Origin of the sequence: Cellulophaga sp. BC115SP (assembly GCF_009905545.1) — a bacterium.
Taxonomy (GTDB): domain Bacteria; phylum Bacteroidota; class Bacteroidia; order Cytophagales; family Spirosomataceae; genus Flectobacillus; species Flectobacillus rivi.
This window is the reverse complement of record NZ_JAAALB010000019.1, coordinates 35,051-58,990: the sequence shown is the minus strand read 5'-3', so window position 1 is coordinate 58,990 and position 23,940 is coordinate 35,051. Positions and strand designations below refer to the sequence as shown.

Sequence of the window (23,940 nt, the reverse complement as noted above, 5' to 3'; positions counted from 1 at the left end):
TTGAGAGGGGGGAAATCCTTATATGGTAGGGGGTAATCAAACAAAAAGCCCTAAAATGGTAAATTTTAGGGCTTTTTTATGAAAAAATGGAGGGTAAGTTTAGCTTTTTTTCGGAAAAACGTCTTTGTTAAATGTATGCTGATTATGAAAAGGCTTACGATATTTTTTGATATAAGCGGAAGGATTCATCCCAAATTGTTTGTTGAATTGCTCCCTAAAATACTTGCTGTCATTGATGCCCACTTGATATGCTGTTTCGGAAACAGTATAGTCTGTCGAAATTAATATTTCGGCTGCTTTACGGAGTCTGATAAAACGAATAAAGTTGTTGGGCGACTGTGCACAAATGGATTTGATACGGTTGTAAAGACTCGACGAACTCATCCCAATTTCGGTAGCTAGTACACTTACATTAAAATCAGAATCCATCAGGTTTCGTTCAACGATGGTGATACATTGATCCAAAAACTGTTTGTATTCTGGAGAGATTTTTAGGTTATGCGCTTGTAAAGTTACTTCGTTAAAAAAGTACTGTTGCAAGTCCATCCGACTCTTCAGGATACTATTAATTCGAGCAATCAAGATGTCCTTTTCAAAAGGTTTGCTGATATAATCATCAGCTCCGACTTCAATGCCTTTGAGCTTTACTTCAGAGGATGTACTGGCGGTCAGCAATATTACGGGGATATGATTGAGTTGTTTATTTTGCTTGATTTCGGTACACACTTCAATGCCATTAAGCCCTTGCATCATAATATCGCAAATCACAATATCTGGCAAAACTTCATTGACTAAGTCTAGTCCTTGTTGCCCATTTTCGGCATCATAGATTTTGAATTGTGGTTGAAAAATTTGTTTGAGATATGCCCTGATTTGTTCATTGTCATCAATCACGACCATCGTGTTTTGTTCACCTACAAGCTCCTCTACGATGACCTGATTATTGAGTTTTACAAGTGGTTTAGATTCAATTTTCTCCTCCTTTAACTCATCCAGTAAGGCTGATTCTGGTTTTGATTCTAGGACAATACTGTCTATATCCAAATGATCATATCCTTTTGGCAAACTGATTTTGAAGGTCGTTCCTGTACCTTCCTTACTTGAATACGAAATGTCTCCTTTATGATATTTGATAAAGGTTTTTGTCAAAAATAAACCAATCCCAAAACCCGCCGCACGGGTATTTTTGGTTTGATAAAACATCTCAAAAAGCTTTTCGCCAACACTTGCATCAATACCTTTGCCGCTATCTTTGATATAAAAATTGACATATCGAGGCGTATCTTCTATGCTGACAGAAACAGCACCGTCCATTGGCGTAAATTTAATGGCATTAGAAATAAGGTTAAAAAGTGCAATTTCTAACTTTTCTTTATCGCCATAAATCTCCAATTGTTCATCTGTACAAACAAAATCATAATGGAGGTTTTTTTCTTTTGCCTGATATGTGAAGCATAAAAATACCTCCTCTGCCAATTCTTTGACATTTAATAAGGATACCTTGAGATGGTCTCTTTCAGCTTCTGCTTTTCGAAATAGTAATAATTGGTCTACCAAACTCAATAGTCTTCTTGCATTCCGATACACCAATTGCAAGCTATTCGTATCTTGACTTTCATCTTTCAGTAGCTCCTTAATTGGGTTAATGATTAAGGTCAGGGGTGTTCGAAACTCGTGTGATATTTGTGTAAAAAACGAAAGCTTTTTCTCATTTAACTCTTTCTCTTTTTCGGCTTCAATTTTTGCTACCCGAATTTGGTATTTCAATTCTGCCTGATTTTGTCGATAGCGTTGATAGTAATAAATAGCAGAAGCTATAATGCCCAAATAAATCAAATATGCCCACCATGTTTTGTACCAAGGGGGTAAAATTACTAAATTGATAGAGGCAATTTTGTCAGACCAAACACGGTCTTTGTTCGCCACTTTTACCTTAAATACATAGTGCCCAGGTTCGAGATAGCGATACGTAGCAGATTTTTGTTTTCCAGCATAGTTCCAATCATTATCTAGTCCTTCAAGCTGATAAGCAAAGTAGCTTTCGTCTGGATACGAATAGTTGATAGCGCCATATTGAATCGAAAAAACTGATTGATTGGGTTGTAATTCTACTTTCGCATCAGGATTTTGATTGTCAAAAGGAATAAATTCTCGCTGAGGCACGCCACTTTGGTCAATGTCTTTTCCGTATAGCTGAATACCCGTAATTAACACATTAGGCTGATAGGTAAGAACATCGATATTTTTGGGATAAAAAAGATTCCAACCTTCGGTTCCTCCAAAACATAAAAATCCTTTGCGGGGCTCATACAAAACTGACCCACCATTGAATTGCCCGTTTTGGAGCCCATCTTTTCTATCATAATTATAAATCTTGTTGGTTTTAGCATCGATTTTTGAGATACCTGCATTGGTGCTAACCCAAATTTGCTGATTAGGTAGCGCTTTGATCGACAGGATAGTATTGCTACTCAGACCATTTTTTTCTGTAAATCTGGTATAAGTATTGGAGTCAAATTGATAACGAATCAGTCCTATTTCTTGTGTACCTATCCATAATCCATTATTGGGGTGATAAGCTAGACTCAATACAACGCCCGATGGAAGAACATCCTTGAGCAGTTGCGTAGATTTCTGGGTCTGTGGGTTAAATTGGATAACCCCCATGCCGTAAGTACCAATGAGCAAATTACCTCGATGGTCTTGGGCAATAGCGCGTACATCGTTCGAATCAAAGTTGCGAAGTTTACTGCTGTAGTTGGTAAAGGTTTGATTTTGAGGATTAAATCGACTGAATCCGCCGCCATTTGTGCCAATCCAAATGTTTTTTTGAGCATCTTCAAAGATTACTCTGACGTCGTTGGCGCCGATGCTGTTGGGGTCGGTGGCAATATGTTTGTAATTGATAAAACTATCGGTACGAGGGTCGTAGCGGTATAATCCACCAGCATAAGAACCAAACCAAAGGTTATTTTTACTGTCATTGAATGCCGATAAAATAGCATTATTGGTCAGGCTTCCTTTGGCTTTACTGGCAACATAATGCTTGAGGGTTTTTCCTTCGTGGGTAGTTTTGTAAATACCATCACCGTCAGTTCCGAGCCAAAGATTTCCCTCATGGTCGGCAGTCATACCGTAGTAGCGAAGCCAGCTTTCAGTATTTTGTGTGGTAATTTTTTTCTGAAACTGTAAAAAACGTTGCGGACTATGATTAAGCATCATAATGCCTTCGCCATAAGTTCCAAGCCAGATATTTTGGTCTTTGTCGGCATACAAACATTGTACTGAACGTTGGGTTAGTACTCCATTAGGTTCTTTAACCACCTGAATGGGTAATGCAGCGATTTGGGGGTAATTGGGTTGTATTTTGATTTGATATAATCCGCCATCTTGAACGCCGATGTACAGATTTTTTTGCTTGTCTTCCAATAATGATATGAAGACTTTATTACTCGAAAAATTAGTAAAACCTACTTTCGAAATACTATTGGATTTTCTGTCAAAAAAGTAAATCCCATCAAAAGTTGCTAACCAAATTTGATGGTTGGAATCCTCAAAAATGCTGTTAATGCGAAAATTATTGAGTAGTTCTATGTTTTTGATGGAGTAGGGACGTAGTTTATTATTGTTCTGTTGAAAAACATTTATCCCATTGGTATGCGAGCCAAGCCAAACAAGTCCTTGGGAGTCTTCTAGGGTGACTAAAATGGTATTGCTACGCATCCCCGTCGTGTTGGTCATGCGATAGTTAAGCGTTTTTCCTGTCTGAGGGTTAAAATTAAATACTCCATGTAAAGAAGACGAAATCCAGAGATTGCCATTTTTTGCTTCAGAAATCGAGCTAATATCCTCATCCATATTTTTGCCATTGTAGAGCGATTGAGGATAGAAATGTTCTTGTGAAGCATCAAATTTTAGGAGTCCTTTTCGGGAAGTAATCCAAAGTTGACCATGAGAATCCTTGAAAACGGTATTGATGTAATTGCCTGGTAAACTAAATTTCTCTTCGGAATCATGGCGAAAAACACGAAAAGAAATACCATCGAAACGATTGAGACCATCGTCGGTGGCAATCCACATAAAGCCATTGTTGTCCTGCACAATAGAGTTGACAATCCCAAAAGACAAACCATCTTTAGTGCTGTATTTTAAAGCTTTAGTATTTTGAGAAAATTGAGCAATGGAGTTAGTGGAAAAGAACAGAAATAAGTACCAGAATATTTTCATAGTACAAAAATAAAAGAGTTTTTCCCGAAAAGATGCTATCCCAATGGTAATTTATTGATTCTTCCTTAATGAGTAATCCCCAACCATTACTTATCGGTCAGCCTATTTGAGGCTTAGTCTTTAACCCAATTTGCGCACTAATAACTATACTTTCGACAATCGCTTATTACCAAGAATATACATTTAGATGAACTGAGATGATGTTATCTAAGCCTTGAAAACATGAATGGTCACCTTATTGAAAAGGAATTTCAACGAGGCTGTTTACTCGAATCTTTTTTCGAGAAAGATTCTCATCTTCCATTAATTCAATAACGGCATCTATCGTAGCTCGGGCAGGTAGCCAAGGTGCGGGTAGTTTTCGTAAGGTTTGATATAAAAATTGATTCAATGTAGGATTCTTAGTTTTTGAAAACGAAACTTCTCCAACTTTTCCGTTGACTAGAATTTCTATTTTTAAGGTATCATGCTCTAATTTGACGGAATGCCATTTAGAGTCATTTGCCATAGAGGTGAGCAGATATGTTTTGATATAGGCTAAGCTCTTTGAGGTTGTGGCATTGGTTTTATAATCATAGATGGCAGAATCAATTACATAGCTCGCAAAATTGGGCGACCAATCATTTTCACGATGTACCATCGAATAGTCGACTGCATTATATTCGAAAGATGTTTTTTCGTCTTTTGTACTTGCTACCACCCACGAAATCAGGGGTTCCAAAGATTTATCTTGAAACTGAGATATACCCAAAAAACCAGCACACAACTCAAGTTTCGTATTTGTTTTTTTATAATGATTTTCCCAAGTAATAGGCACCTTCAAGACTCCAGAAGGGAAATTATCTGTACTTAAGGTAGACTTCAAATACAAGTCATCTTTGAGAAAGGGATTCTTTTTTAATATTTCTTTGGTGATTGTCTCGCCATTAGCATTTCTTTGAGTGCTTTCCTCCATCTGTTTAATATATGGAAACAGCTTAATCATCCACCCCGAAATATAGAATCTATTATACTCTGTCGCATTTTTGTAGATATTCCGCCAAAACTCTTGGTGAATTTTACCTTGACTTGCCAACTTAAACTCTTCAATAATTGGAGATAGTTCATGGCGCCAATCTTCTAAGCCAATCTGATCGAGGAGTTGAATTTTCTGTTGGATTTTTTCCCAATCTTCCTTCGTTCCTGTTATCGTAATAGAAGGAATGCCACATCCTGTTTCAGCGATGTAATCAAAGCCTTTTTTATAAGAGTTAAGCAAGGCAATTTGATAAGCTGTTTTGATGACGGGCGTTGTGGTAGAGTAATCACCAACAAAAAAAGAGTAATAATCCTGTTTTGTGTATTTGCGAGTCTCATTTGAAATATCATTTATAAAAATATTCCAGTGCTTTGCTCCAAATTCAAGACTATCGTTACGGATTGAAAGGATTTTGGGCTTATTTTTCTCAAATAATTTTCCCTTTAAAGAACTGTAGTTTTCATTTATGTGATAGGAAACTCCTTGACAAATTGTCGTCCAGATGGCATCAGGTGAAAGGACTAATGGACGATGTTGATCATAACAATACTGAATTGTACTTACAAAACCGTTTTCTTGAGCAGGTATAACATGGTAAGCTTTTTGTTCTTCGGGATAAAAAAGTAGTTCCTTACCTACTGAGATATGAAATGCCTTGTGAGCAGGAAGCTCTTTCAGAAAGTTTTTTGCCAATGTAACATCATCTACCTGAAAAGTAATTCCTTCAGGCTTTTGGAGAGTTTTTTGTGTGGAGACTTCTTGAGAATCTTTTGGAGCATTAGAATGTTGCTCCTCCTGCTTTTTCTGACATGAAAGTATTGATAAAGTAATTAGCGTGTAGAAAATGCTTTTTTTCATACCAGTATATCTTAAATTAAGTTTAGAATTTGCGTGATTTTAGGAATGACTCTGTAAATTACCATTTTTTAAGTGAAAGTAAGAATGAAGTCATCTTGACTTTTGGTAGCATTACATAGAAATAAAAAAGGTTGCCGATATTTGTTTTGCGAACCATACCAAGCAACCTTTTTATGTACTACGTACTCAGCAAAGATATAATAGAATCAGAAAAAATTAGTTATTTACCTGAAAGAAAACGAGGATTTAAGCCACAAGTGCCTCTTTGTGAAATAATTAACTGTATTCTTTATAAGTTAAAAAGCGGAATTCAATGGCATTTATTACCTGTCAAAAGCCTATTTAGCACTCGTGCTCTTCATTATAAAACTGTTTTCGGACATTATCGCCGTTGGTGCAAGGAAGGTATTTGGAAAAAGTGTTGGATAGAACTTTTAAAAAAATACAAGTCTTCTTTCGACCTTTCATTGGTAAATTTAGATGGAAGTCATTCGTCATGTATTCGAGGTGGCGAAGAGATTGCTTATCAAGGTAGAAAGAAGAGAAAAACTACTGATGCACTTTACTTGACTGATAAACAATGACTTGCATTGGCTATGTCAACGCTAGTTTCAGGTAATCGCAATGATTTATTTAACATTGAGAACACTTTTGGAGAACTCACTAAGGTTTTAGAAGACGCTACTATTTCAGTTGGTGGACTATTTATGAATGCCGACGCTGGGTGGTTCGCCGCTGCGATTTGATGCGGAAAGTTTACATCAATTATGCCATCAAAAAAACATTATCGCCAATATTGCTCCCAACAGAAGGAACACTACTGGCGATAATGTGTCTAGCGCTATTGACGAAGATCTCTATAAGAAAGATACTCTATTGAAAGAACTAACGCATGAATAGATAGTTACAGGTCTTTGTTAAATCGATTTAACACAACCCTTTCAAGTTGGATAGGATTTCACTTTATAGCTTTTATTATCATCTCAATGAAGAAAATCAAAAAGTCAAGATGACTTCAATTAATTAACTTTATCAATTACACAAAATAGAGTTTTTTTCAGTAACCAATTTTTTATCCGCACCGTAGGAGCGACAGTCTTTAATAGAGTTAGTTTTCTGTCGTACCTACGGCGCTTTTATAAAGGACAAGATATAATTCATCACTCCAAACTCATCACTCAAAACTCGCTCAGAGTCCTTTGGCTAAAAATCCACCATCTACAGCCAAATTCTGTCCTGTGATATAGGATGAAACAGGCATGGCGAAAAAGGCAATTGCAGAAGCTACCTCTTCGGGTTCTGCAACACGATTCAGGGGAGTTCTATCCAGAATTTTTTTGAGTCTATCAGGTTGAGAGAGCACCGGAACGGTCAAGGGTGTTTTGGTGTACCATGGCGAAACAGCGTTTACACGAATGCCATACTTTGCCCATTCTACTGCCAAATTTCTGGTAAATTGTAGTTCAGCTGCTTTTGTCATACCATAAGGAGTACCAGAAGCAACATCCACTGACGCTGCTACAGAACTTACATTAATCACACTAGCATCCTGACCTTTTTCCAAAAACTCAAAACATAGTCGCGTCATAGCGATGGCGCTAAAAAGATTGGTTTCAAATACCTTTTGAATTTCTTCTGGCTCATATTCCGTGAATTCTTTTCGGATATTGGTACCCACATTATTCACCAGAATATCAAGAGAGCCCCATTCTTTTAAAATAGGGAAAATATACAATTCACGCTCTTCGGATTGGGTTACATCTGCTGCGATTCCTTGCGCTTCAAAACCTAAAGTGCTCCATTCTTTGATACATTCTTGGATTTCATCGCCATTTCTTGCAATGATAAGAACCTGTGCGCCAAGCTTCAAAAACTCAGTGGCGGTGGCTTTTCCTATGCCTTTTGTGCCACCTGTAATAAGGGCTTTTTTACCCTGCAAATTCCAGTTTGTCATAGTATGAAATATCGAATCTTATGAGTTGGCGTTTATCAAATGCCAATTCTTCCCATTTGATTTTGAAAATTACTTTAATTATGGTGTGAAATGATAACTAAGGTTTAATATTTCGACGAAATAAAGCTAAAACAAGTTCAGATAACCCTTATTTTTAGCTATATTTGTTTACGAGCTAATCCCTCAATATTACTTCTTTTAGGTAGAAGAGCCTTATAAACCTATCAAAATTTCACCACAAATTTGGATAGGTCATACATCAACACGTCTAATACACAACTTATTCATGAAATTATCAGCGGGAGCAGAGTTTATTTACCAAATTAAAGAGCCCACACCTGTCGTTACCATGTTGCGCCCTCGCAGTACTGAAGGACAATTCATACAGGAAGATAGGCTAATTCTGAGTCCCTATACACCCATCGTAGAGTACATAGACTCGTTTGGAAATGTATGTCAACGTATGTTACTTCCCGTTGGCACAGTAACTATTCGTTCGGAAGTAGTGGCAGAGGTTGATGATAATGTTGATGTGAATTCTCAAGCTGCTTATGTTCTCATTGAAAACCTTCCGAGTGATACCCTACAATTTTTGTTTCCAAGTAGATATTGCCAGTCAGATAGCCCTGTGATCGGTAGATTGGCTGTTGATATTACCAAGAAAATATGGTCTGGTTATGAGCAAGTTACAGCCATTAGTGAATGGATTCATCAGAATATTGCTTACGAATATGGTGTGACAGAATCTAGTACAACTGCCTTAGATATTTTGGATTTGAAAAAAGGCGTTTGTCGTGATTTCACACATTTAGCTATATCTCTTTGTAGAAGTATCAATATCCCTTCGAGAATGGTGGTTGGCTATGTGAAGGAATTGAAATTTATAGATTTGCACGCTTGGTTTGAGGTGTATTTGGGCGGTAAATGGTACGCTTTTGATGCAGTTCAGGATTGTACTACGGGCGGAAGAATTGTTATTGCCTATGGAAGAGATGCCACTGATGTGGCATTGATTACGCAATTTGGAAGTTCTGAATTACTAAACATGAAGGTCTGGGTTGAACAGGTATAAAATCTGAAGTATTCCGAATTGAGTGATTGTTTTAAAATTTGTATGTAGGCGGTAGAGACACAGTGCGTTGTGTCTAAAGGGGTTTTATCATAAATTTTAATATTAAAAACGGCGTTCGAAATACTATTTTCGAACGCCGTTTTTGATTCTTTATTTTTGAGTGACTTTTTTAGATCTAAAGTAGAAAGTCTCTATCCATTAAATCTATAAAGAAAAATCACTAAATCGTTCAATCATCAATCACTCAATAGTTCTACAATAAATGCGGTCTTTCCTTTTCAATTTTTAAAATCAATTCGCCAAAAAGAGTATTCGCCCAAGCAAACCATTTTCTTGTAAATTTCGACGAATCGTCTTTGTCAAAAGACTCGTGCATAAAACCAGTGCCAGCGTGTGTATTTTTAATCATTTTCAATTGAGCCGCAATTTCTTGGTCATTTGTAGATGTCATGGCACGCATCACCAAACCAATATGCCAAATGTTGTCAACTAAGGTATGAGGACTACCAATTCCTTCAGCTGCTTTTCCTTTGAAGAAATAAGGGTTGAATGAACTCAATACAAATTTTCTTGTATTTTGATAAATAGGGTCGTTTACGTCCACCGCACCCAAATATGGCAAGCCAAGTAAATTTGGTACATTGGCATCGTCTTGTAACAAATGGTTGCCAAATCCGTCTACTTCCAAGGCATATATTTTACCAAAAGTTGGATGGTTATAAATGGCATATTCTTGAATTGCTTTTTTGACTTCAGCAGATAGGGCTTTACACTCTTGAGCAAATGCTGCATCTTTCAAAACTGTTTCAGCGATTTCTCCTAATTGTTTAAAAGATACAACTGCAAAAAGGTTGGCAGGAGTATAAAATGGAAAAATCGTAGCATCATCAGATGGACGGAAAATGCTATGAATCATACCAATAGGCTTGGTTGGATTGCCATAACCATTGCCCGGTACTGTATCTGTAGACCAGAAAGTATTACGTCCAAATTTGTAGCTTCCTCTGCTATTTTTACGTTGTTGTTCTTTACAAATTCTCAAAACGCCTTTCATCGCTTTTGACCAATCTGCATCAAATACAGAGGTGTCGCCTGTGGTTTTCCAATAATGATATGCCAAACGGATGGTGTAACAAACAGAATCTAATTCCCACTTACGCTCGTGGAGTTCGGGCTTCATATCCGTTAAATCTTTGGTCCACTCGCTATTGCCTTTTTCGGCATAGAAGGCGTTGGCATAAGGGTCGATTAATAAACATTTTGCTTGACGACGAACGACTCCTTCCAACAATTTGCGAATATCTTCATTTTTTTTGGCAAGAGGTAAGTATGGCCATACTTGGGCAGTACTGTCACGCAACCACATGGCATCAATATCTCCTGTAATCACAAAGGTATCAGGCTTACCGTTTTCAACTTTGTAATGAACGGTTGTATCCAAAGTATTGGGAAAACAGTTTTCAAATAACCAAGCTAATTCTGGATCTTTGATTTTTGATTTGAGTCTAGTAATCGTTTCTTCTACTGCTGGACTCGAAAAATTTCTTTTGTCGGCGCTAACACGTACAACTGGGAAGTCGGTTGCACCATAAGAGGTGTTTGAATAAAAGGCTAATCCAAGACCTGCTAATGAGCTGTTTTTGATAAAATGACGTCTGTTCATTTTTAAATAGTTTTTAAAAAGGGCTTAAAGGAAGGACAAATGCCATTCCCTAGGTTTTACAGAAAATGAGTGATTTTGTAACAAAAATTAAAGCGACAAAGTTGTCGAAAAAATCATTTTATGGAAAGATATTACCAGAATAAGTTTTAGGAATGTCGGAAGAACAAATAACTCACTCGAATCATGTTTTACTAAAAATAAAGGTGTATTCCATATTTCAGAAATTAGAAATCTCAAATAGATAATTGGTATCATATCGTAACCACTTACTCAATTACCATTATTTGACAAAATCTGAGCTTACTTGGACCGTTTTTAGATTAGATAATTGATTTTTTAATTTCTGAATTGTAATCCTTATGAAACCAATATTGAGTCTATTTGTAATTTTTTCGGTGGCATTTTTAGCCAGTTGTGTAACACCCACGCGAACGGTGTTTGTTGATAGACGTCCACGAAGAACGGTAGTAGTTCAACAGCCAAGGGAAGTCATTGTTGTAGAAAAACCTGGACGAGGACGTGGTCGCGGTAAAGGTAGAGCACATTGGCATTAATGGCTTTTAAACAAAACATGAGCCATCCCTAATTGAGTGAATTGAGGTTGAGCGAATGAGTGATTATTCTAAGCTGTAGAGACGCAATGCTTTGCGTCTTAAACCGAGTCAGCCGAGCAGAATAATATCAAAAAAGCGGTCAGAAAATCAATTTTCGACCGCTTTTTGACACTATATTTTAAAATGACACTTCTTCAGATGCAAGGCATTACATCTCTACGACAGAAATAGATTTTAAAATAATCACTCAATCACTCAACCACCATTCACTCAATATCAGACTAGTGCGAATCACGAGCAACCTCACTGCCAGATTTTCCTTTCAAAAAACTCATATCAGCCCCCAAATGCGCCTGCTCGACATGGTTGATATATAAACTGACATATCCTCGGTTGATGTTAAGGTTAGGTGCTACCCAATTATTACGCCTATTTTTGAGCTCTTTCTCTGATATTTCAAGCGTAAGGCTTCGATTGTCTACATCCAGCGCTATCCAGTCGCCATTTTGTACCAGTGCAATATTGCCGCCAGCCGCAGCCTCAGGCGAAACATGAAGTACAACTGTACCAAAACCTGTACCACTCATTCTGCCGTCCGAAATACGTACCATATCTTTGATACCTTTTTCTAATAACTTTTTAGGCAAACTCATATTGCCAACTTCTGCCATACCAGGATAGCCTTTAGGTCCAACATTTTTGAGAACCATCACCGAGTTTTCATCAATATCAAGATCGGGGTCATCAATCTTAGCATGATAGTCCTCAATGTTTTCAAAAACTACCGCTTTTCCTCGATGCTTCATCAAAGCAGGAGTCGCAGCAGACGGTTTTATGACTGCACCATTTGGTGCTAAATTTCCTTTTACCACTGCAATTCCAGAATTAGGTTTAAAAGGATTTTCTAGTGAACTAATGATATCAGAATTGTAAATTTCAGATTGCGTAACATTTTCAGCTACAGTTTTACCATTTACCGTAATCGTATCTTTATGTAAATGCTCTAGCATTTGTTTCATGACTGCAGGCAGGCCTCCAGCATAATACAAATCTTCCATAAAATGCTCCCCAGAAGGTTGGAGGTTTGCCAATAGAGGAATATCTTGAGAAAGTCTATCAAAATCATCAATCGATAAATCGACTCCAATGCGACCTGCAATTGCCAAAAGGTGAATCACAAAATTGGTAGAGCCACCAATCGCAGCATTTACCTTGATGGCATTTTCAAATGCTTCTCTGGTCAGTATTTTACTTAAGGTCAAATTTTCCTGCACCATTTCGACAATACGTCTGCCCGAAAGTTGAGAAATTACTTTTCTTCTGGCATCTGCTGCTGGAATAGCCGCATTGTTGGGCAAGGATAAACCTAAAGCTTCTACCATGGTTGCCATTGTGGAGGCAGTTCCCATCACGGCACAATGTCCTTGTGTACGTGCCATACAGGCTTCGGCTTCTACAAATTCTTCTTGAGATAATTCCCCTAATTTGTATGCCTCCGCAAATCGCCAAACATCTGAAGTGCCTATATCTTTGCCTTTCCATTTGCCTTTCATCATGGGGCCACCAGAGATAACAAGGGTAGGTAAATCTACGCTACAAGCTCCCATAACCAGCGAAGGGGTGGTTTTATCACAACCACAAAGCAATACTACGCCGTCGATAGGATTGGCTCTGATAGACTCCTCGACATCCATACTTGCCAAATTACGATAGAGCATGGCGGTAGGTTTGATGAGCGTTTCGCCCAGAGACATCACTGGAAATTCGACAGGGAAGCCACCTGCTTCGAGAACGCCTTTTTTGACGGCTTCGGCAAGGTCACGAAAATGAGCATTACAGGGAGTCAGTTCTGACCAAGTATTACAGATACCAATGACAGGTTTTCCTTCAAAGAAATCAGATGGAATCCCTTGATTTTTCATCCAAGCTCGATAGATAAATCCATCTTTGCCTGATTTGCCAAACCAGTTTTGTGAACGAAGTTGATTTTTTTTCATGTTAAATAGTATTTGTTTTTCGGGATAGATGCTAAATTAATCTTTTCTGGAAATTATGATTAATTTTAGAGAGATTCAATTCGTAATGAAATCCAAAAGAGATAATTGAATTAGAGTATGTTTGAAGTTTTATTTGGTATTTGTAAAAGAAATAGAATTCCTATCGACACTCCTTACTTTTCTTGTCTTGACACAAGAAAAGTAACAAAAGAAAGTCAAGAAATCCTAATCGGAGTGGCGACCCACCTCGCCTGCGGCTCAAACAGTAGGATTTCATAAAATTTAATACAAGCGTTTTCATTTTTATTACTTAGAAAATTTAAATATGCTCTTTTGTTATATTCTCTATTTTGCATTATTTTTTACATAAATTCGCTTAGCGTACAGCTTTTGCTTACTGCGTTTAGCTATTACTTACCTCTCCCAACACCCAATGTACAAAACATTTGAAACCGAACGGTTAATCTTAAAACCGACAGACCTTGAAGATGCTGAATTTATTTTGGCTTTGTTGAATACTCCCAAATGGCTTCAATTTATAGGAGATAGAAATATTCATGATGTAGAGGATGCTATTCATTATATCAACAGTCGTGTGTTGTATCAATACGAGCGACTTGGATATGGCAATTACACCGTGATTCGTAAAGAGGATGGTGTCAAAATTGGCAGTTGTGGCTTGTACGACCGTGAAGGCTTGGAAGGTATCGATATAGGCTTTGCCTTTTTCCCAGAGTATGAAGGAAAAGGCTATGGGTTTGAAGCCGCTTCAAGGATGTTGAAGGCTGCTATTGAAGATTTTTCTCTCAAAAAAATCAAAGCTATTACCAATTTGGAGAACTATGCTTCACAAAAATTACTGGAAAAAATTGGACTCGTTAAGGTAGATAAAATCATATTACACAACGATGAATTATTTCTTTTCGAACTGAATGTTTGAAAAATATAACGCCTTATGGTTTACATTTTGCTTTAACAAGTCTGCCTACTGCATATAGCTTAAAGCCTAAGGCTGATAAAATTAATTTTCTATAAAACTATTTCTCTTACTTATGAAATCAATCGTTCTCTTACTCACAACATTAATTTCTTGCTTTTCTTTAAAAGCGCAAACTATTCATTATTTTGAATCCTTCGACCATCAACGAATTGCCTATGAAGATACAGGTCGAGGCAAGCCCGTACTTTTATTGCATGGCTTTATCAATACAGGCGCCAATTGGCGTCGAACACAGTTGTATAAAGATTTGATTGCCAAAGGTTATCGTGTTATCGTGCCAGATATGCGCGGCAATGGGAAATCTGACAAGCCTCACGAGGAAAAATTTTATCAAAATAATGCCGAAACTAAAGATATGATGGCATTGATAAAATCTTTACAGATTAAAGAATATACAGTGGTAGGCTATTCAAGAGGAGCAATTATCGCCGCTAAATTATTGAGTTTGGATAAACAAGTCAAAAAAGCAGTGCTGGGAGGAATAGGACAGCATTTTACTAATCCAGAATGGGATAGAAGAAAAATGTTTGAGGAGGCTTTTTTAGGTAAAGCATATATGTATCCAGAAGCGCAAGGAGCCGTAAAATATGCCAAATCTATTGGCGCTGACACATTGGTGTTGGGGTATTTACAACGTTATCAACCTGCAACTTCGCCCAAAGCACTGGCAAATTTTAAAGGGAAAACGATGATTATCAACGGTGATGCCGATTTGGATAATGGCGATCCGAAAATTTTGCAAGGATTTTTTAAAAATGCAAAATTAGCAATTGTGAAAGGAGACCATAACGGAACCTACCGAACTGCCGAGTTTTCTGTCGAGATACTGAAGTTTTTGGAGGAATAGAAGTAGATGTAGTAAAGTTTCAGTATGAAGATACCTGCGTTGTATCTTCATACTGAGACAATTTATTCAATGCCTATTTTTTCATAACGTTGTTTATAGTCTGTTGGCGATAACCCAGTAATCTTTTTGAAAACATCTCTGAATGCCTTCGTGTCACTGTAGCCAACATCAAACATCACTTCGGTAATCGTTTTTCGACCACTTTCTAAGGCTTTTTTTGCTGCTTCTATTCTTACTCTTTGTACGTATTCTATTACTGAGTTATTGGTTGCTTTTTTAAATCTTCTTTCAAATGTACGTCGTCCTAGGTTGTGCTGTGCCGCTAATTCTTCAATCGTAATGCGCTTTTCAAAATGCTCTTCGATAAATTCCTGTACCAACTTTATAGCGGAATCATCATGCATTTTTTGTCCGTGAAAAATACTGAACGATGATTGACTTTTACGGTTGATGTCTAGTACGAAAAACTTGGAAGCCAAAACAGCTAATTCTCGACTACTGTATTTTTCGACTAAGTGCAACAAGAGATTCCAGTATGAATTGGCGCCTCCACTCGAATACAATCCATTCTGTTCTGTAATAATTCGATTGTCCATCAAGGTTACCTCAGGAAACATTGTTCTGAAATCATTGGCAAATAACCAATGAGTCGAACAAGATTTGCCATTGAGAAGACCTGTTGATGCCAATAAAAATGCTCCTAAACACAAACTTGCCACCTCGGTACCTTCTTGATAGTTTTGGCGAATCCAAGGTAGAAATGATTGATTGAGACTAATGGCATCGGATAAATTTCCACTCAGGGCAGGAATAATAATCAAGTCTGGTCTTTGTGCTTCTGAAATAACAGCATCAGTATGTATAGAAAATACACCATTGGCGACTTTTACTTCTTTGCTTTGACCCACTAATTGAACCTCAAACAAAGGTTGCTGACCTGCTTGAGACAGAAATTGGTTGACAGCTAGTAATAGATACCGAGGGTCGGCAACTGCTTCTATTACAGCAGTTTCGGGGACAATGATAGCTACTTTTTTCACAGATTTTAGGTTTGAAGTAAGGTTTTTGTTTACTTACAAATGTAAAAATTAATGTTGTCGTAAACAACCTTTATTTTGTCGTATTTACTATCTGTGACTAATTTTTGTAGACAGTATTTTTGTAGAAAAGAAACAATAAATAGATTTTCTGATAAAACATATTCAAAACTAAAAAACTTATGGCTTCTAAAATCTTTGTAAATCTCCCTGTAAAAAATCTCCAAAAATCTATTGAATTTTTTACTCATGTCGGATACACTTTTAACCCTCAGTTTACTGACGATCAGGCTACTTGTATGATAATTTCTGAGAATATTTTTGTAATGTTGTTAGAAGAATCAAGATTTCAGACTTTTACGCCAAAACAGATTCCTAATGCTCACGAAACCTCCCAAGTGCTTATTGCACTGGATTCTGAAAGCAGAGAGGAGGTTGATGCTATTTTGGAAAGAGCGCTAGCCTCAGGAGGAACAGAAGCTCGTCCTTCTCAGGATTATGGCTTCATGTATGGTCGTGCCTACAATGACCTCGACGGACATATTTGGGAAATTGGCTGGATGGATATGGAGAAGTTTATGGAATTGAAACAGTAATTGAGTGAGGAGATAGGCAAAAAAGGGATAGTTTACTTCTTTATTCAAGAAGTAGGTGTTTCCGCACCTTTCCGAAATTGATTGAAATTCTTCGTACACTACTAATAGTATGTTTAAAAATTTTATTTGGCATTTGTTTAAAAAAACAACATTTCCTATCGACACTCCTTACTTTTCTTGTCTTGACACAAGAAAAGTAACCGCAGCGGCGGCCGCAAAAGAAAGTCAAGAAATCCTAAACTCGCCTGCGGCTCAAACAGCAGGATTTCATTTGAAAAAACATAAAGTCTAACTCGCAATACCGCATAAACACTTAATTTCTCTTTATTTAACATGAAAAAAGACAAAATTATTTTCTGGGTTACTACCACGCTCATTTTCTTATTTGAAGGAGTGATGCCAGCGCTTACTTCTCAAACCGAATTGGCAAAGGAAGGGATCAAGCATTTGGGTTATCCTGAGTATTTTGGAAACGCCTTGGTGGTATTCAAAGTATTAGGAACTTTGGCATTGATGATTCCACAGGTCCCTAAGCGATTAAAAGAATGGGCTTATGCAGGTTTTGTATTTGACTTTCTTTTTGCCAGCATCAGTCATGCCGCCGTGGATGGCGTGGGCGGACAAGCATTCTTTCCTTTGATAGTATTAGTAGTTTTGATGGTTTCGTATTTTTATTACCATAAATTGGAGGATGGAAAAGCATAAGTTCTTAAGCGTAGACGAGTACGAATCAAACTTTCCTGAGGAGGTTCAACTAATTGTTGGTCAAATTCGAGATTTGATACGAGCAACTGCGCCCGAAGCACAGGAATGTATTAGTTACAATATGCCCGCGTACAAGTTCAAAGGCGTATTAGTCTACTTTGCGGCCTACAAAAATCATATCGGATTTTATCCGACTGGTTCAGGAATCAAACATTTTGAATCTGAGTTAGGCCATTACAAATGGGCAAAAGGTTCGATACAATTTCCTTTAAATCAGGAGATTCCTTTTGATTTGATTCAAAAAATTGTAACTTACAGACTAGAGGAAAATAGGAGTAAATAAAACACAAACCCTTGCCATACTTGGCAAGGGTTTTCTATTAAAAACAATATTCTAAAATGACCATTCCTCTGTATTCTGGTTTCATCAATTCAAAATCATGTAAAATGAGCGTGCCAATTTGTTGAAATCCGATTTTATGATAAAATCCAATGGCATCTTTACTGCTATCCATCGCTTTCAAGACAACACTTTCTTTTCCTTGTTTTTGGGCTAATTCAAAAGCAAATTCCATCAATTTACGTCCTAATCCATGCCCTTTGTAGGACTGATGAAAGTAGATTCTTTCTACTTCGAGGGCACTACTTTTTTCTGAATAGTCATAATTTACCTTCAAATATCCCACAGGCAAGGAATTTATCGAAAGAATGAAATAATCTGAATTCGGATGCATTATCTCACTATAAATTACCTGCTCGGCGTATGATTTCTCAAGATACCAATCCTTTCCTCCCTCTAGCCACAAATGAAGATAATGTTCAACATAAATACTTTTACACAGCGCTGAAAGGCGTTTGCTATCCTCCAAGCTTGCTTTCATAATTTCATAATTCATAATTTTTGATGAAGTATTAAAGAGTTTTTGTTAGTCGAAGTTCGTACTGCAAGTTAGGCATAAGTTCGTAATAGCAGACTTTTTGACCATAATTCGTTAGGAATTGACGTACCAAAAGGTTTTTCTCAAAATATAAGGAATCATTACCACGATAACCAAAAAGGTTTGTCCCCATGAGCGGAGGCAAGGCAAACGGATGTAACTGTTCTTGCTGTAATTCAAAAGCTTGAACGACGTATCCTTTGGAGGTGAGTCCAAACAGATATATTTCTGGCGAATTATTCAAATTGAAATCGCCATCCACAAAGTACATTTTTGTAGAAATACTGTTAATTTTTCGTTGCCATTTCCTCGAACCATAACTAATAGTAGCATTACCTTTTTTATCCACAAATACCTTATAAAGCGTAGTGTTAGAGTACCATAACCACAGGCAAGAATCTGATTTCGCTGAAGTAGTTTTAGACAGATCAGTTAAGGCATTCTTGAGATTTTCTTGGATAAAGCGTTCTTCTTGATGTTCGTTCCAAAAAACATAACAAAGCATTCCTGACAATAAGGTTGCAACACAAGAAGTAAAGAAGGTGATTTTTTTCATTTTTTCAGGAAAATATCGGCATTATCATGTAAATTTACCCAGAATGATTTGAAAAATCGAAGAACTAAAATTTATTCAAATCGACTATTTTTGACAGATACCTTCTCATAAACGATTCTCCCCGCAAAATGAAGAATTTACGTAGAGTAAAGTATCATTTATGACGAAACAAAGCCATAATACCTATGAACTGTACTTCCTTAGACCAACAACTTTGTCACGTTGCTTTGGAGAATAGCCCGCTATTTGTTGGAATCTACAATCCAGATACGCATAAGTTTATCTATCTCAACAAGACAGGGCTAAAAATGTTTGAGTTAGAAAATCTGGAGCAAGCCAATAACTTTTTCTTGGAAGGACTTCGCAACAATGAAAGTCTCATTCAGTGGGAACTTCAGGTTTCAGAACATCTAAAAACTTCAGCTGAATTTTGTATTGACGACAGTTTTACGAGTCCGAGTGGTACTAAATTTTGGGGACGCATTCAGGTAAAGTTACTTCAAGAACCAGATACTGCTAAGGGGCATTGGTTGGTTAATCTGTCCGATATTCAAGCGGAAAAACATACGCAGATTCAATTTTCTGAAGGAGAGGCTCGTTTTGAGGCTTTGTTCATGCACGCTGCAATGGGCATTGTGATGATGGATAAAAGTAGTAAAATCGTCTTAACCAATCGATTTGCTAATGCGCTTTTTGGGTATGATTCCAATGAGCTTATTGGTATGCCTATTGAAACGTTACTTCCGACGGCATTGGCAGGTACCCATCGTCAACACACCGAAAAGTATTTACACAAACCTCAAATTCGTCCAATGGGTATTGGCTTGGATTTGAAAGCCCGTAAAAAAGATGGCACCTTGTTTTCGGTAGAAATCAGTTTGAGTTTTTTTGAGCAAAATGGTAATCAATATTTTATCTCCTTTATCAACGATATTACGTACAAGAAGAAAATCGAAATGGAGATGATTCTGAAAAACCAAGAGATAAAAAAACTCAATGAGAGTCTCGAGCAGGAGGTCATGAATCGGACAAATGCGTTGGTAGAAACACTCAAGGACTTGGAAGAGTCGAAGCAAGAGCTCGAATTGGCACTGAGTAAAGAAAAAGAATTGGGCGAACTAAAGTCTCGTTTTGTGGCTATGGCTTCTCACGAATTTAGAACACCACTGACCGCTATCTTATCCTCAGCCTCTTTAATTTCTAAATATCCCAAAACTGAAGACCAAGAAAAGCGCGAGAAGCATATTCACCGAATAAAATCGGCTGTAAGTAATTTGACAGATATTTTAGAAGAATTTTTGTCAGTAGGAAAACTTGAAGAAGGAAAAATTGAGGCACATTTAGCCTATGTTGAAATTCCTGAGTTGGTAAATGATACCTTGGCAGACGTGAGCAATTTGCTGAAGAAAAATCAAAATCTACGTTTTGAGCACTCGGGGGAAACAGAACTTCTTACGGATAAATCTTTGCTGAGAAAAATCATCATCAACTTGTGTTCCAATGCCGTTAAATTTTCAGGAGAGAGCTCGTGTATTACAATTCGAACACAAAAAATGCCTTCTCATTTTGTCTTAAGTGTACAAGACGAAGGTATTGGTATATCTGAGGAAGACCAAAAACATTTGTTTGACCGCTTCTTTAGAGGTGTAAATGTTACTAATATTCAAGGTACTGGATTGGGTCTACATATCGTTGCCAAATATACAGAGTTGCTTGGAGGAAAAGTGAGTATTTCGAGTAAACTCAATGAAGGTACAACGGTGACTGTGCAGTTGGATTTGGCTTGATTTAGCCTTCAAAAGAGTCACACAAAGCGGAGGATGACTAAAACGCCACATTCGCGATTCATCGTTCAGTACTAACACAGATTTACCTCAATATTCAATAAAAATCATTTGTTAAAACTTGTCTTAACACAACAATTAAACTTTATGAAGAAGATATTACTTATCGAAGACAGCGATGACATCAGAGAAACCACCGCCGAGATTCTCGAATTGGCCAACTACGAAGTAATTACCGCAGTTAATGGTAAAGATGGAGTTGAAAAAGCCATTCAAAGTCGTCCTGATATTGTCATTTGTGATATTATGATGCCTGTGCTTGACGGTTATGGAGTATTACATATTTTTAATCAAAATCCTGATCTACAAGGGATTCCATTTATTTTCTTGACTGCTAAAACAGAAAGAACTGACTTTAGAAAAGGAATGGAAATGGGCGCAGATGACTATCTGACAAAGCCTTTTCATGAAATCGAATTATTGAATGCGATCGAAAGTCGTTTGAAAAAAGTTGAACAACTTTTGCATGGAGCAGGAAAAGTGGCTCACGAGCATTTGGAAGAACTCTATTCGGAAGCGAACAAATACCGAGATTTAACAGATTTATCGTCCGATAGAAAGGTATCCACTTTGAAGAAAAAACAAATTGTCTATTCTGAAGGAGACGAGCCTATTAAGTTTTATTTCTTAAAATCTGGAAAAATTAAGACCTACAAAACCAACCGTGATGGAAAAGAATTTGTGACGGGGCTTTACAATGAAGGCGATTTCTTTGGTCATATTGCTATCATCGAAAATACAGATTATCAAGAAACAGCAGAGGCATTGGAAGACTCACAAATTATCGGTATTCCAAGAGGTGATTTTATGGAGCTTTTATCTAAAAATCAGCAAGTTGCCAATAAATTCATCAAATTGTTAGCTAATAATATTGCCGATAAAGAGACATATTTATTAGGCATGGCATACAATTCTCTTCGCAAGCGTGTGGCAGACGGTCTTCTGTTGTTACAGAAAAAGTATAAGGCAGAAGAAAGTACGAAATTTACCATGAAAATTTCGAGAGACGATTTGGCGTCCATTGTGGGTACAGCCACAGAGTCACTGATTCGAACACTGAGTGAATTTAAAGCCGATAAACTAATCGAAATTAGCGGTAGTGAAATTACGATTATCGACGAGAAGAAGTTGGCTAATTTAAGAAATTAGGAGAGGACTTCAAGCAAAAAATTAGGCGTAGAAACACGGTTTCTACGCCTTTTTCATGGCTCATGACTACATAAATTCAAAAATTGAATATCAGTTTGTGATTTTTCAAAAGAATATTTCAGTAGCCTGAGCTATTAAATTGTTGGTAAAATCCTGATATCAAGTACCATTCGTGTTTGCCGAATTGCCATTCCAGGAATTTCATTGATTCGACAAAAAGAACGTCTAACGGTTTAATTAATGTTTTGCTAAAGTGGCAAGTACAGGAATGCTTGAGTGGTTGATTACCGTTTCGGTTACGCTACCAAATAAGAAATGACTCAGTCCAGAACGAGCTTTAGTCGACATGACGATGAGATCAGCTTGTAAATCTTCGGCCGCATGAATTACGCCATTACTTGCGCTGTAGTCGTTGTAAATCACAAACTCATGGTCGGTAAGATTATGCTCCTTCTCAAAAGCTGCCATCTTCTCATTGATGGTTCTGGTATCTTCAAAACCATCTGAAGAGTTCACATAAACCACGTATGTTTGTTCAATTTCATGGCTTAAAGTCTTAATGAGTTTATCATCAAAAGGCGTTTCAAAATCGACAGCAAACATTACCTTGCGTGGGTAGAATGTCGAAATCGGCTCTTTGATAACCAAAACAGGGCAATGTGCATGTCTTACCACACTTTCAGAATTGGAACCGTCCAAAAACTCTTTCCAGCCAGTGGCGCCTTCAGAACCCATAACGATTAGGTCAATATCGGTTCTTTCAGAAATCGCCTCGCCCAGTTCCTCATAGTCATCTGTATTGTACACTACAATGCTGATTCCGTCGTATTTAGGCGACTGGATGATGTCTTCCAATTGCTTTTGCGTTTGATTATGAATCGCTTCATTGGTTTCTACATCGTAGGTCGTAATGGGCGCTTCAATAAAATCTATGTTTGGAAGAATAATAAAATCTTTGTGATATAGAACAATTTCTGCCGAGGTTGCACGAGCAAACATGGCTGCTACATCTAATGCTGCTAACGATAGTTCAGAGAAATCAGTAGGCACGAGTATCTTTTTCATGACTTTTTTATAGATTTAATGGAAAAACATAAACTTGATTTTAGTAAGAAGAAGTTATTAATTAATAATTACCCGTTGTTTGAAGATACTCACAATCAGTAGGATACTAATCAAAGTAAACTCGTAGGGATATTATTAATTTCACCCGCCGTAGACTTTAAGCATTACGCAGAAGAATAAAAGTTTAAGAGTGTAATATAAACATTTATGCCTGCTGCCTAAGGCTTACAGCCTAAAGCGTCCTAATGCAATCTTATTTTGCCTTAGAACTTTGCTACTAATATATCATTGATATACGGTAAAGTTGCCGTTTTTCTGGTATTAAAAACATGACAATTGTCATGTTTTTGAATGAAAGCAGTCACGCTAAAAAGATTAAAATTCGTCATGACAAAATCCTAAAGATGGTCAATTGCCAAAGCTAACCTAGTTTTCTGCTAATTTTATATCGAAAGTTTTATTCATACACTTTCTCATGAAAGGCCAGATAATCACACATTTTGAGCATAAAATATCTTTGGGCCAATTCGTATTCATAGATAAGGGTATTGAGTAAGGATTTTTCAAAAACAAGTACATGTGCATTGGAAAGAACCTTAACGCCATATCGATGTTTTTTATCTGAGAGCATTTCTTCCAATCCCAAGAAGCACCTAAATCCATCGATAACAATGGGTTTGTTATGTTCATCTCGAAGTTCAAAAGCACCATCTTTCAGATAAAATACAAATTCGGCATCTTGTCCTTTTCTATACAAATACTCACCTTCTTTGAAACTTAATTCTATACCACTCGCTAAAATTTTACGTTCCGTTTCTCTCATTGTTTCTTTGCTTGCTATGAGTTGGCTAAGTTAGGCG

Annotated in this window: 20 protein-coding genes and 1 pseudogene; 11 read left to right on the top strand and 10 right to left on the bottom strand. The window is 37.1% G+C overall.

Annotation, left to right across the window (positions count from 1 at the left end):
* Positions 1 to 99: 99 nt before the first annotated feature.
* On the bottom strand, positions 100 to 4,227 hold the full coding sequence (locus GVN22_RS15230; protein ID WP_166551865.1) for a two-component regulator propeller domain-containing protein: 4,128 nt from the start codon (positions 4,225 to 4,227) through the stop codon (positions 100 to 102).
* Positions 4,228 to 4,462: 235 nt separating this feature from the next.
* A complete protein-coding gene (locus tag GVN22_RS15225; RefSeq protein WP_166551864.1) occupies positions 4,463 to 6,103 on the bottom strand; it encodes a DUF4419 domain-containing protein in 1,641 nt (546 codons plus the stop codon).
* A gap of 173 nt (positions 6,104 to 6,276) precedes the next feature.
* Here GVN22_RS15225 and GVN22_RS15220 point away from each other — a divergent pair.
* Positions 6,277 to 7,116, top strand: a pseudogene (locus tag GVN22_RS15220) (transposase).
* A 176-nt stretch (positions 7,117 to 7,292) separates the two neighbouring features.
* Here the strand turns inward: GVN22_RS15220 and GVN22_RS15215 are convergent.
* Complete coding sequence (locus tag GVN22_RS15215) at positions 7,293 to 8,057, bottom strand: SDR family oxidoreductase (protein WP_166551863.1); 765 nt, start codon at positions 8,055 to 8,057, stop codon at positions 7,293 to 7,295.
* Positions 8,058 to 8,343: 286 nt separating this feature from the next.
* On the opposite strand from GVN22_RS15215, the gene GVN22_RS15210 reads away from it, so the two are divergent.
* Positions 8,344 to 9,129, top strand: coding sequence for a transglutaminase family protein (locus GVN22_RS15210; RefSeq protein WP_166551862.1), 786 nt, complete (start codon positions 8,344 to 8,346; stop codon positions 9,127 to 9,129).
* Positions 9,130 to 9,382: 253 nt separating this feature from the next.
* Here GVN22_RS15210 and GVN22_RS15205 read toward each other — a convergent pair whose 3' ends face one another.
* A complete protein-coding gene (locus tag GVN22_RS15205; RefSeq protein ID WP_166551861.1) occupies positions 9,383 to 10,792 on the bottom strand; it encodes a glycoside hydrolase family 125 protein in 1,410 nt (469 codons plus the stop codon).
* Between the two features lie 359 nt (positions 10,793 to 11,151).
* Here GVN22_RS15205 and GVN22_RS15200 point away from each other — a divergent pair, with 359 nt between their 5' ends.
* Positions 11,152 to 11,346 carry a hypothetical protein gene (locus GVN22_RS15200; protein WP_166551860.1) on the top strand — a complete coding sequence of 65 codons (195 nt, stop codon included), beginning with the start codon at positions 11,152 to 11,154 and terminating at the stop codon, positions 11,344 to 11,346.
* Between the two features lie 281 nt (positions 11,347 to 11,627).
* Here GVN22_RS15200 and GVN22_RS15195 read toward each other — a convergent pair whose 3' ends face one another.
* Positions 11,628 to 13,343 (bottom strand): IlvD/Edd family dehydratase, encoded by a 1,716-nt coding sequence (locus GVN22_RS15195; RefSeq protein ID WP_166551859.1) that lies wholly within the window; start codon positions 13,341 to 13,343, stop codon positions 11,628 to 11,630.
* A gap of 433 nt (positions 13,344 to 13,776) precedes the next feature.
* Here GVN22_RS15195 and GVN22_RS15190 point away from each other — a divergent pair, with 433 nt between their 5' ends.
* Positions 13,777 to 14,283, top strand: a complete 507-nt coding sequence (locus tag GVN22_RS15190; protein WP_166551858.1) for a GNAT family N-acetyltransferase — start codon at positions 13,777 to 13,779, stop codon at positions 14,281 to 14,283.
* A 112-nt stretch (positions 14,284 to 14,395) separates the two neighbouring features.
* A complete protein-coding gene (locus GVN22_RS15185) occupies positions 14,396 to 15,190 on the top strand; it encodes an alpha/beta fold hydrolase (protein WP_166551857.1) in 795 nt (264 codons plus the stop codon).
* A gap of 62 nt (positions 15,191 to 15,252) precedes the next feature.
* Here GVN22_RS15185 and GVN22_RS15180 read toward each other — a convergent pair whose 3' ends face one another.
* Positions 15,253 to 16,230 (bottom strand): helix-turn-helix domain-containing protein, encoded by a 978-nt coding sequence (locus tag GVN22_RS15180; protein ID WP_166551856.1) that lies wholly within the window; start codon positions 16,228 to 16,230, stop codon positions 15,253 to 15,255.
* 179 nt (positions 16,231 to 16,409) lie between these two features.
* Here GVN22_RS15180 and GVN22_RS15175 point away from each other — a divergent pair, with 179 nt between their 5' ends.
* The 4 genes from GVN22_RS15175 (at position 16,410) to GVN22_RS15160 (ending at position 17,871) form a co-directional block, all read left to right on the top strand.
* Entirely contained in the window at positions 16,410 to 16,823 is a 414-nt protein-coding gene (locus GVN22_RS15175; protein WP_166551855.1) for a VOC family protein, read from the top strand.
* A gap of 109 nt (positions 16,824 to 16,932) precedes the next feature.
* Entirely contained in the window at positions 16,933 to 17,115 is a 183-nt protein-coding gene (locus GVN22_RS15170; protein ID WP_166551854.1) for a hypothetical protein, read from the top strand.
* Between the two features lie 41 nt (positions 17,116 to 17,156).
* Positions 17,157 to 17,528 carry a DoxX family protein gene (locus GVN22_RS15165; RefSeq protein WP_166551853.1) on the top strand — a complete coding sequence of 124 codons (372 nt, stop codon included), beginning with the start codon at positions 17,157 to 17,159 and terminating at the stop codon, positions 17,526 to 17,528.
* Positions 17,515 to 17,871 carry an iron chaperone gene (locus GVN22_RS15160; RefSeq protein WP_166551852.1) on the top strand — a complete coding sequence of 119 codons (357 nt, stop codon included), beginning with the start codon at positions 17,515 to 17,517 and terminating at the stop codon, positions 17,869 to 17,871. Before GVN22_RS15165 ends, GVN22_RS15160 begins: the two co-directional genes overlap by 14 nt.
* 37 nt (positions 17,872 to 17,908) lie before the next feature.
* Here GVN22_RS15160 and GVN22_RS15155 read toward each other — a convergent pair whose 3' ends face one another.
* Together GVN22_RS15155 and GVN22_RS15150 are read right to left on the bottom strand one after the other, a co-directional pair.
* On the bottom strand, positions 17,909 to 18,424 hold the full coding sequence (locus tag GVN22_RS15155; RefSeq protein ID WP_166551851.1) for a GNAT family N-acetyltransferase: 516 nt from the start codon (positions 18,422 to 18,424) through the stop codon (positions 17,909 to 17,911).
* Between the two features lie 16 nt (positions 18,425 to 18,440).
* Positions 18,441 to 19,022, bottom strand: coding sequence for a hypothetical protein (locus GVN22_RS15150; protein WP_166551850.1), 582 nt, complete (start codon positions 19,020 to 19,022; stop codon positions 18,441 to 18,443).
* A gap of 185 nt (positions 19,023 to 19,207) precedes the next feature.
* On the opposite strand from GVN22_RS15150, the gene GVN22_RS15145 reads away from it, so the two are divergent.
* A complete protein-coding gene (locus tag GVN22_RS15145) occupies positions 19,208 to 20,809 on the top strand; it encodes a PAS domain-containing sensor histidine kinase (protein WP_205690913.1) in 1,602 nt (533 codons plus the stop codon).
* Positions 20,810 to 20,953: 144 nt separating this feature from the next.
* Positions 20,954 to 22,015 (top strand): response regulator, encoded by a 1,062-nt coding sequence (locus GVN22_RS15140; RefSeq protein ID WP_166551849.1) that lies wholly within the window; start codon positions 20,954 to 20,956, stop codon positions 22,013 to 22,015.
* Positions 22,016 to 22,252: 237 nt separating this feature from the next.
* Here the strand turns inward: GVN22_RS15140 and GVN22_RS15135 are convergent, their stop codons facing one another.
* Positions 22,253 to 23,080, bottom strand: a complete 828-nt coding sequence (locus tag GVN22_RS15135) for a universal stress protein (RefSeq protein WP_166551848.1) — start codon at positions 23,078 to 23,080, stop codon at positions 22,253 to 22,255.
* A 457-nt stretch (positions 23,081 to 23,537) separates the two neighbouring features.
* Positions 23,538 to 23,903 (bottom strand): cyclic nucleotide-binding domain-containing protein, encoded by a 366-nt coding sequence (locus GVN22_RS15130; protein WP_166551847.1) that lies wholly within the window; start codon positions 23,901 to 23,903, stop codon positions 23,538 to 23,540.
* Between the last annotated feature and the right edge of the window lie 37 nt (positions 23,904 to 23,940).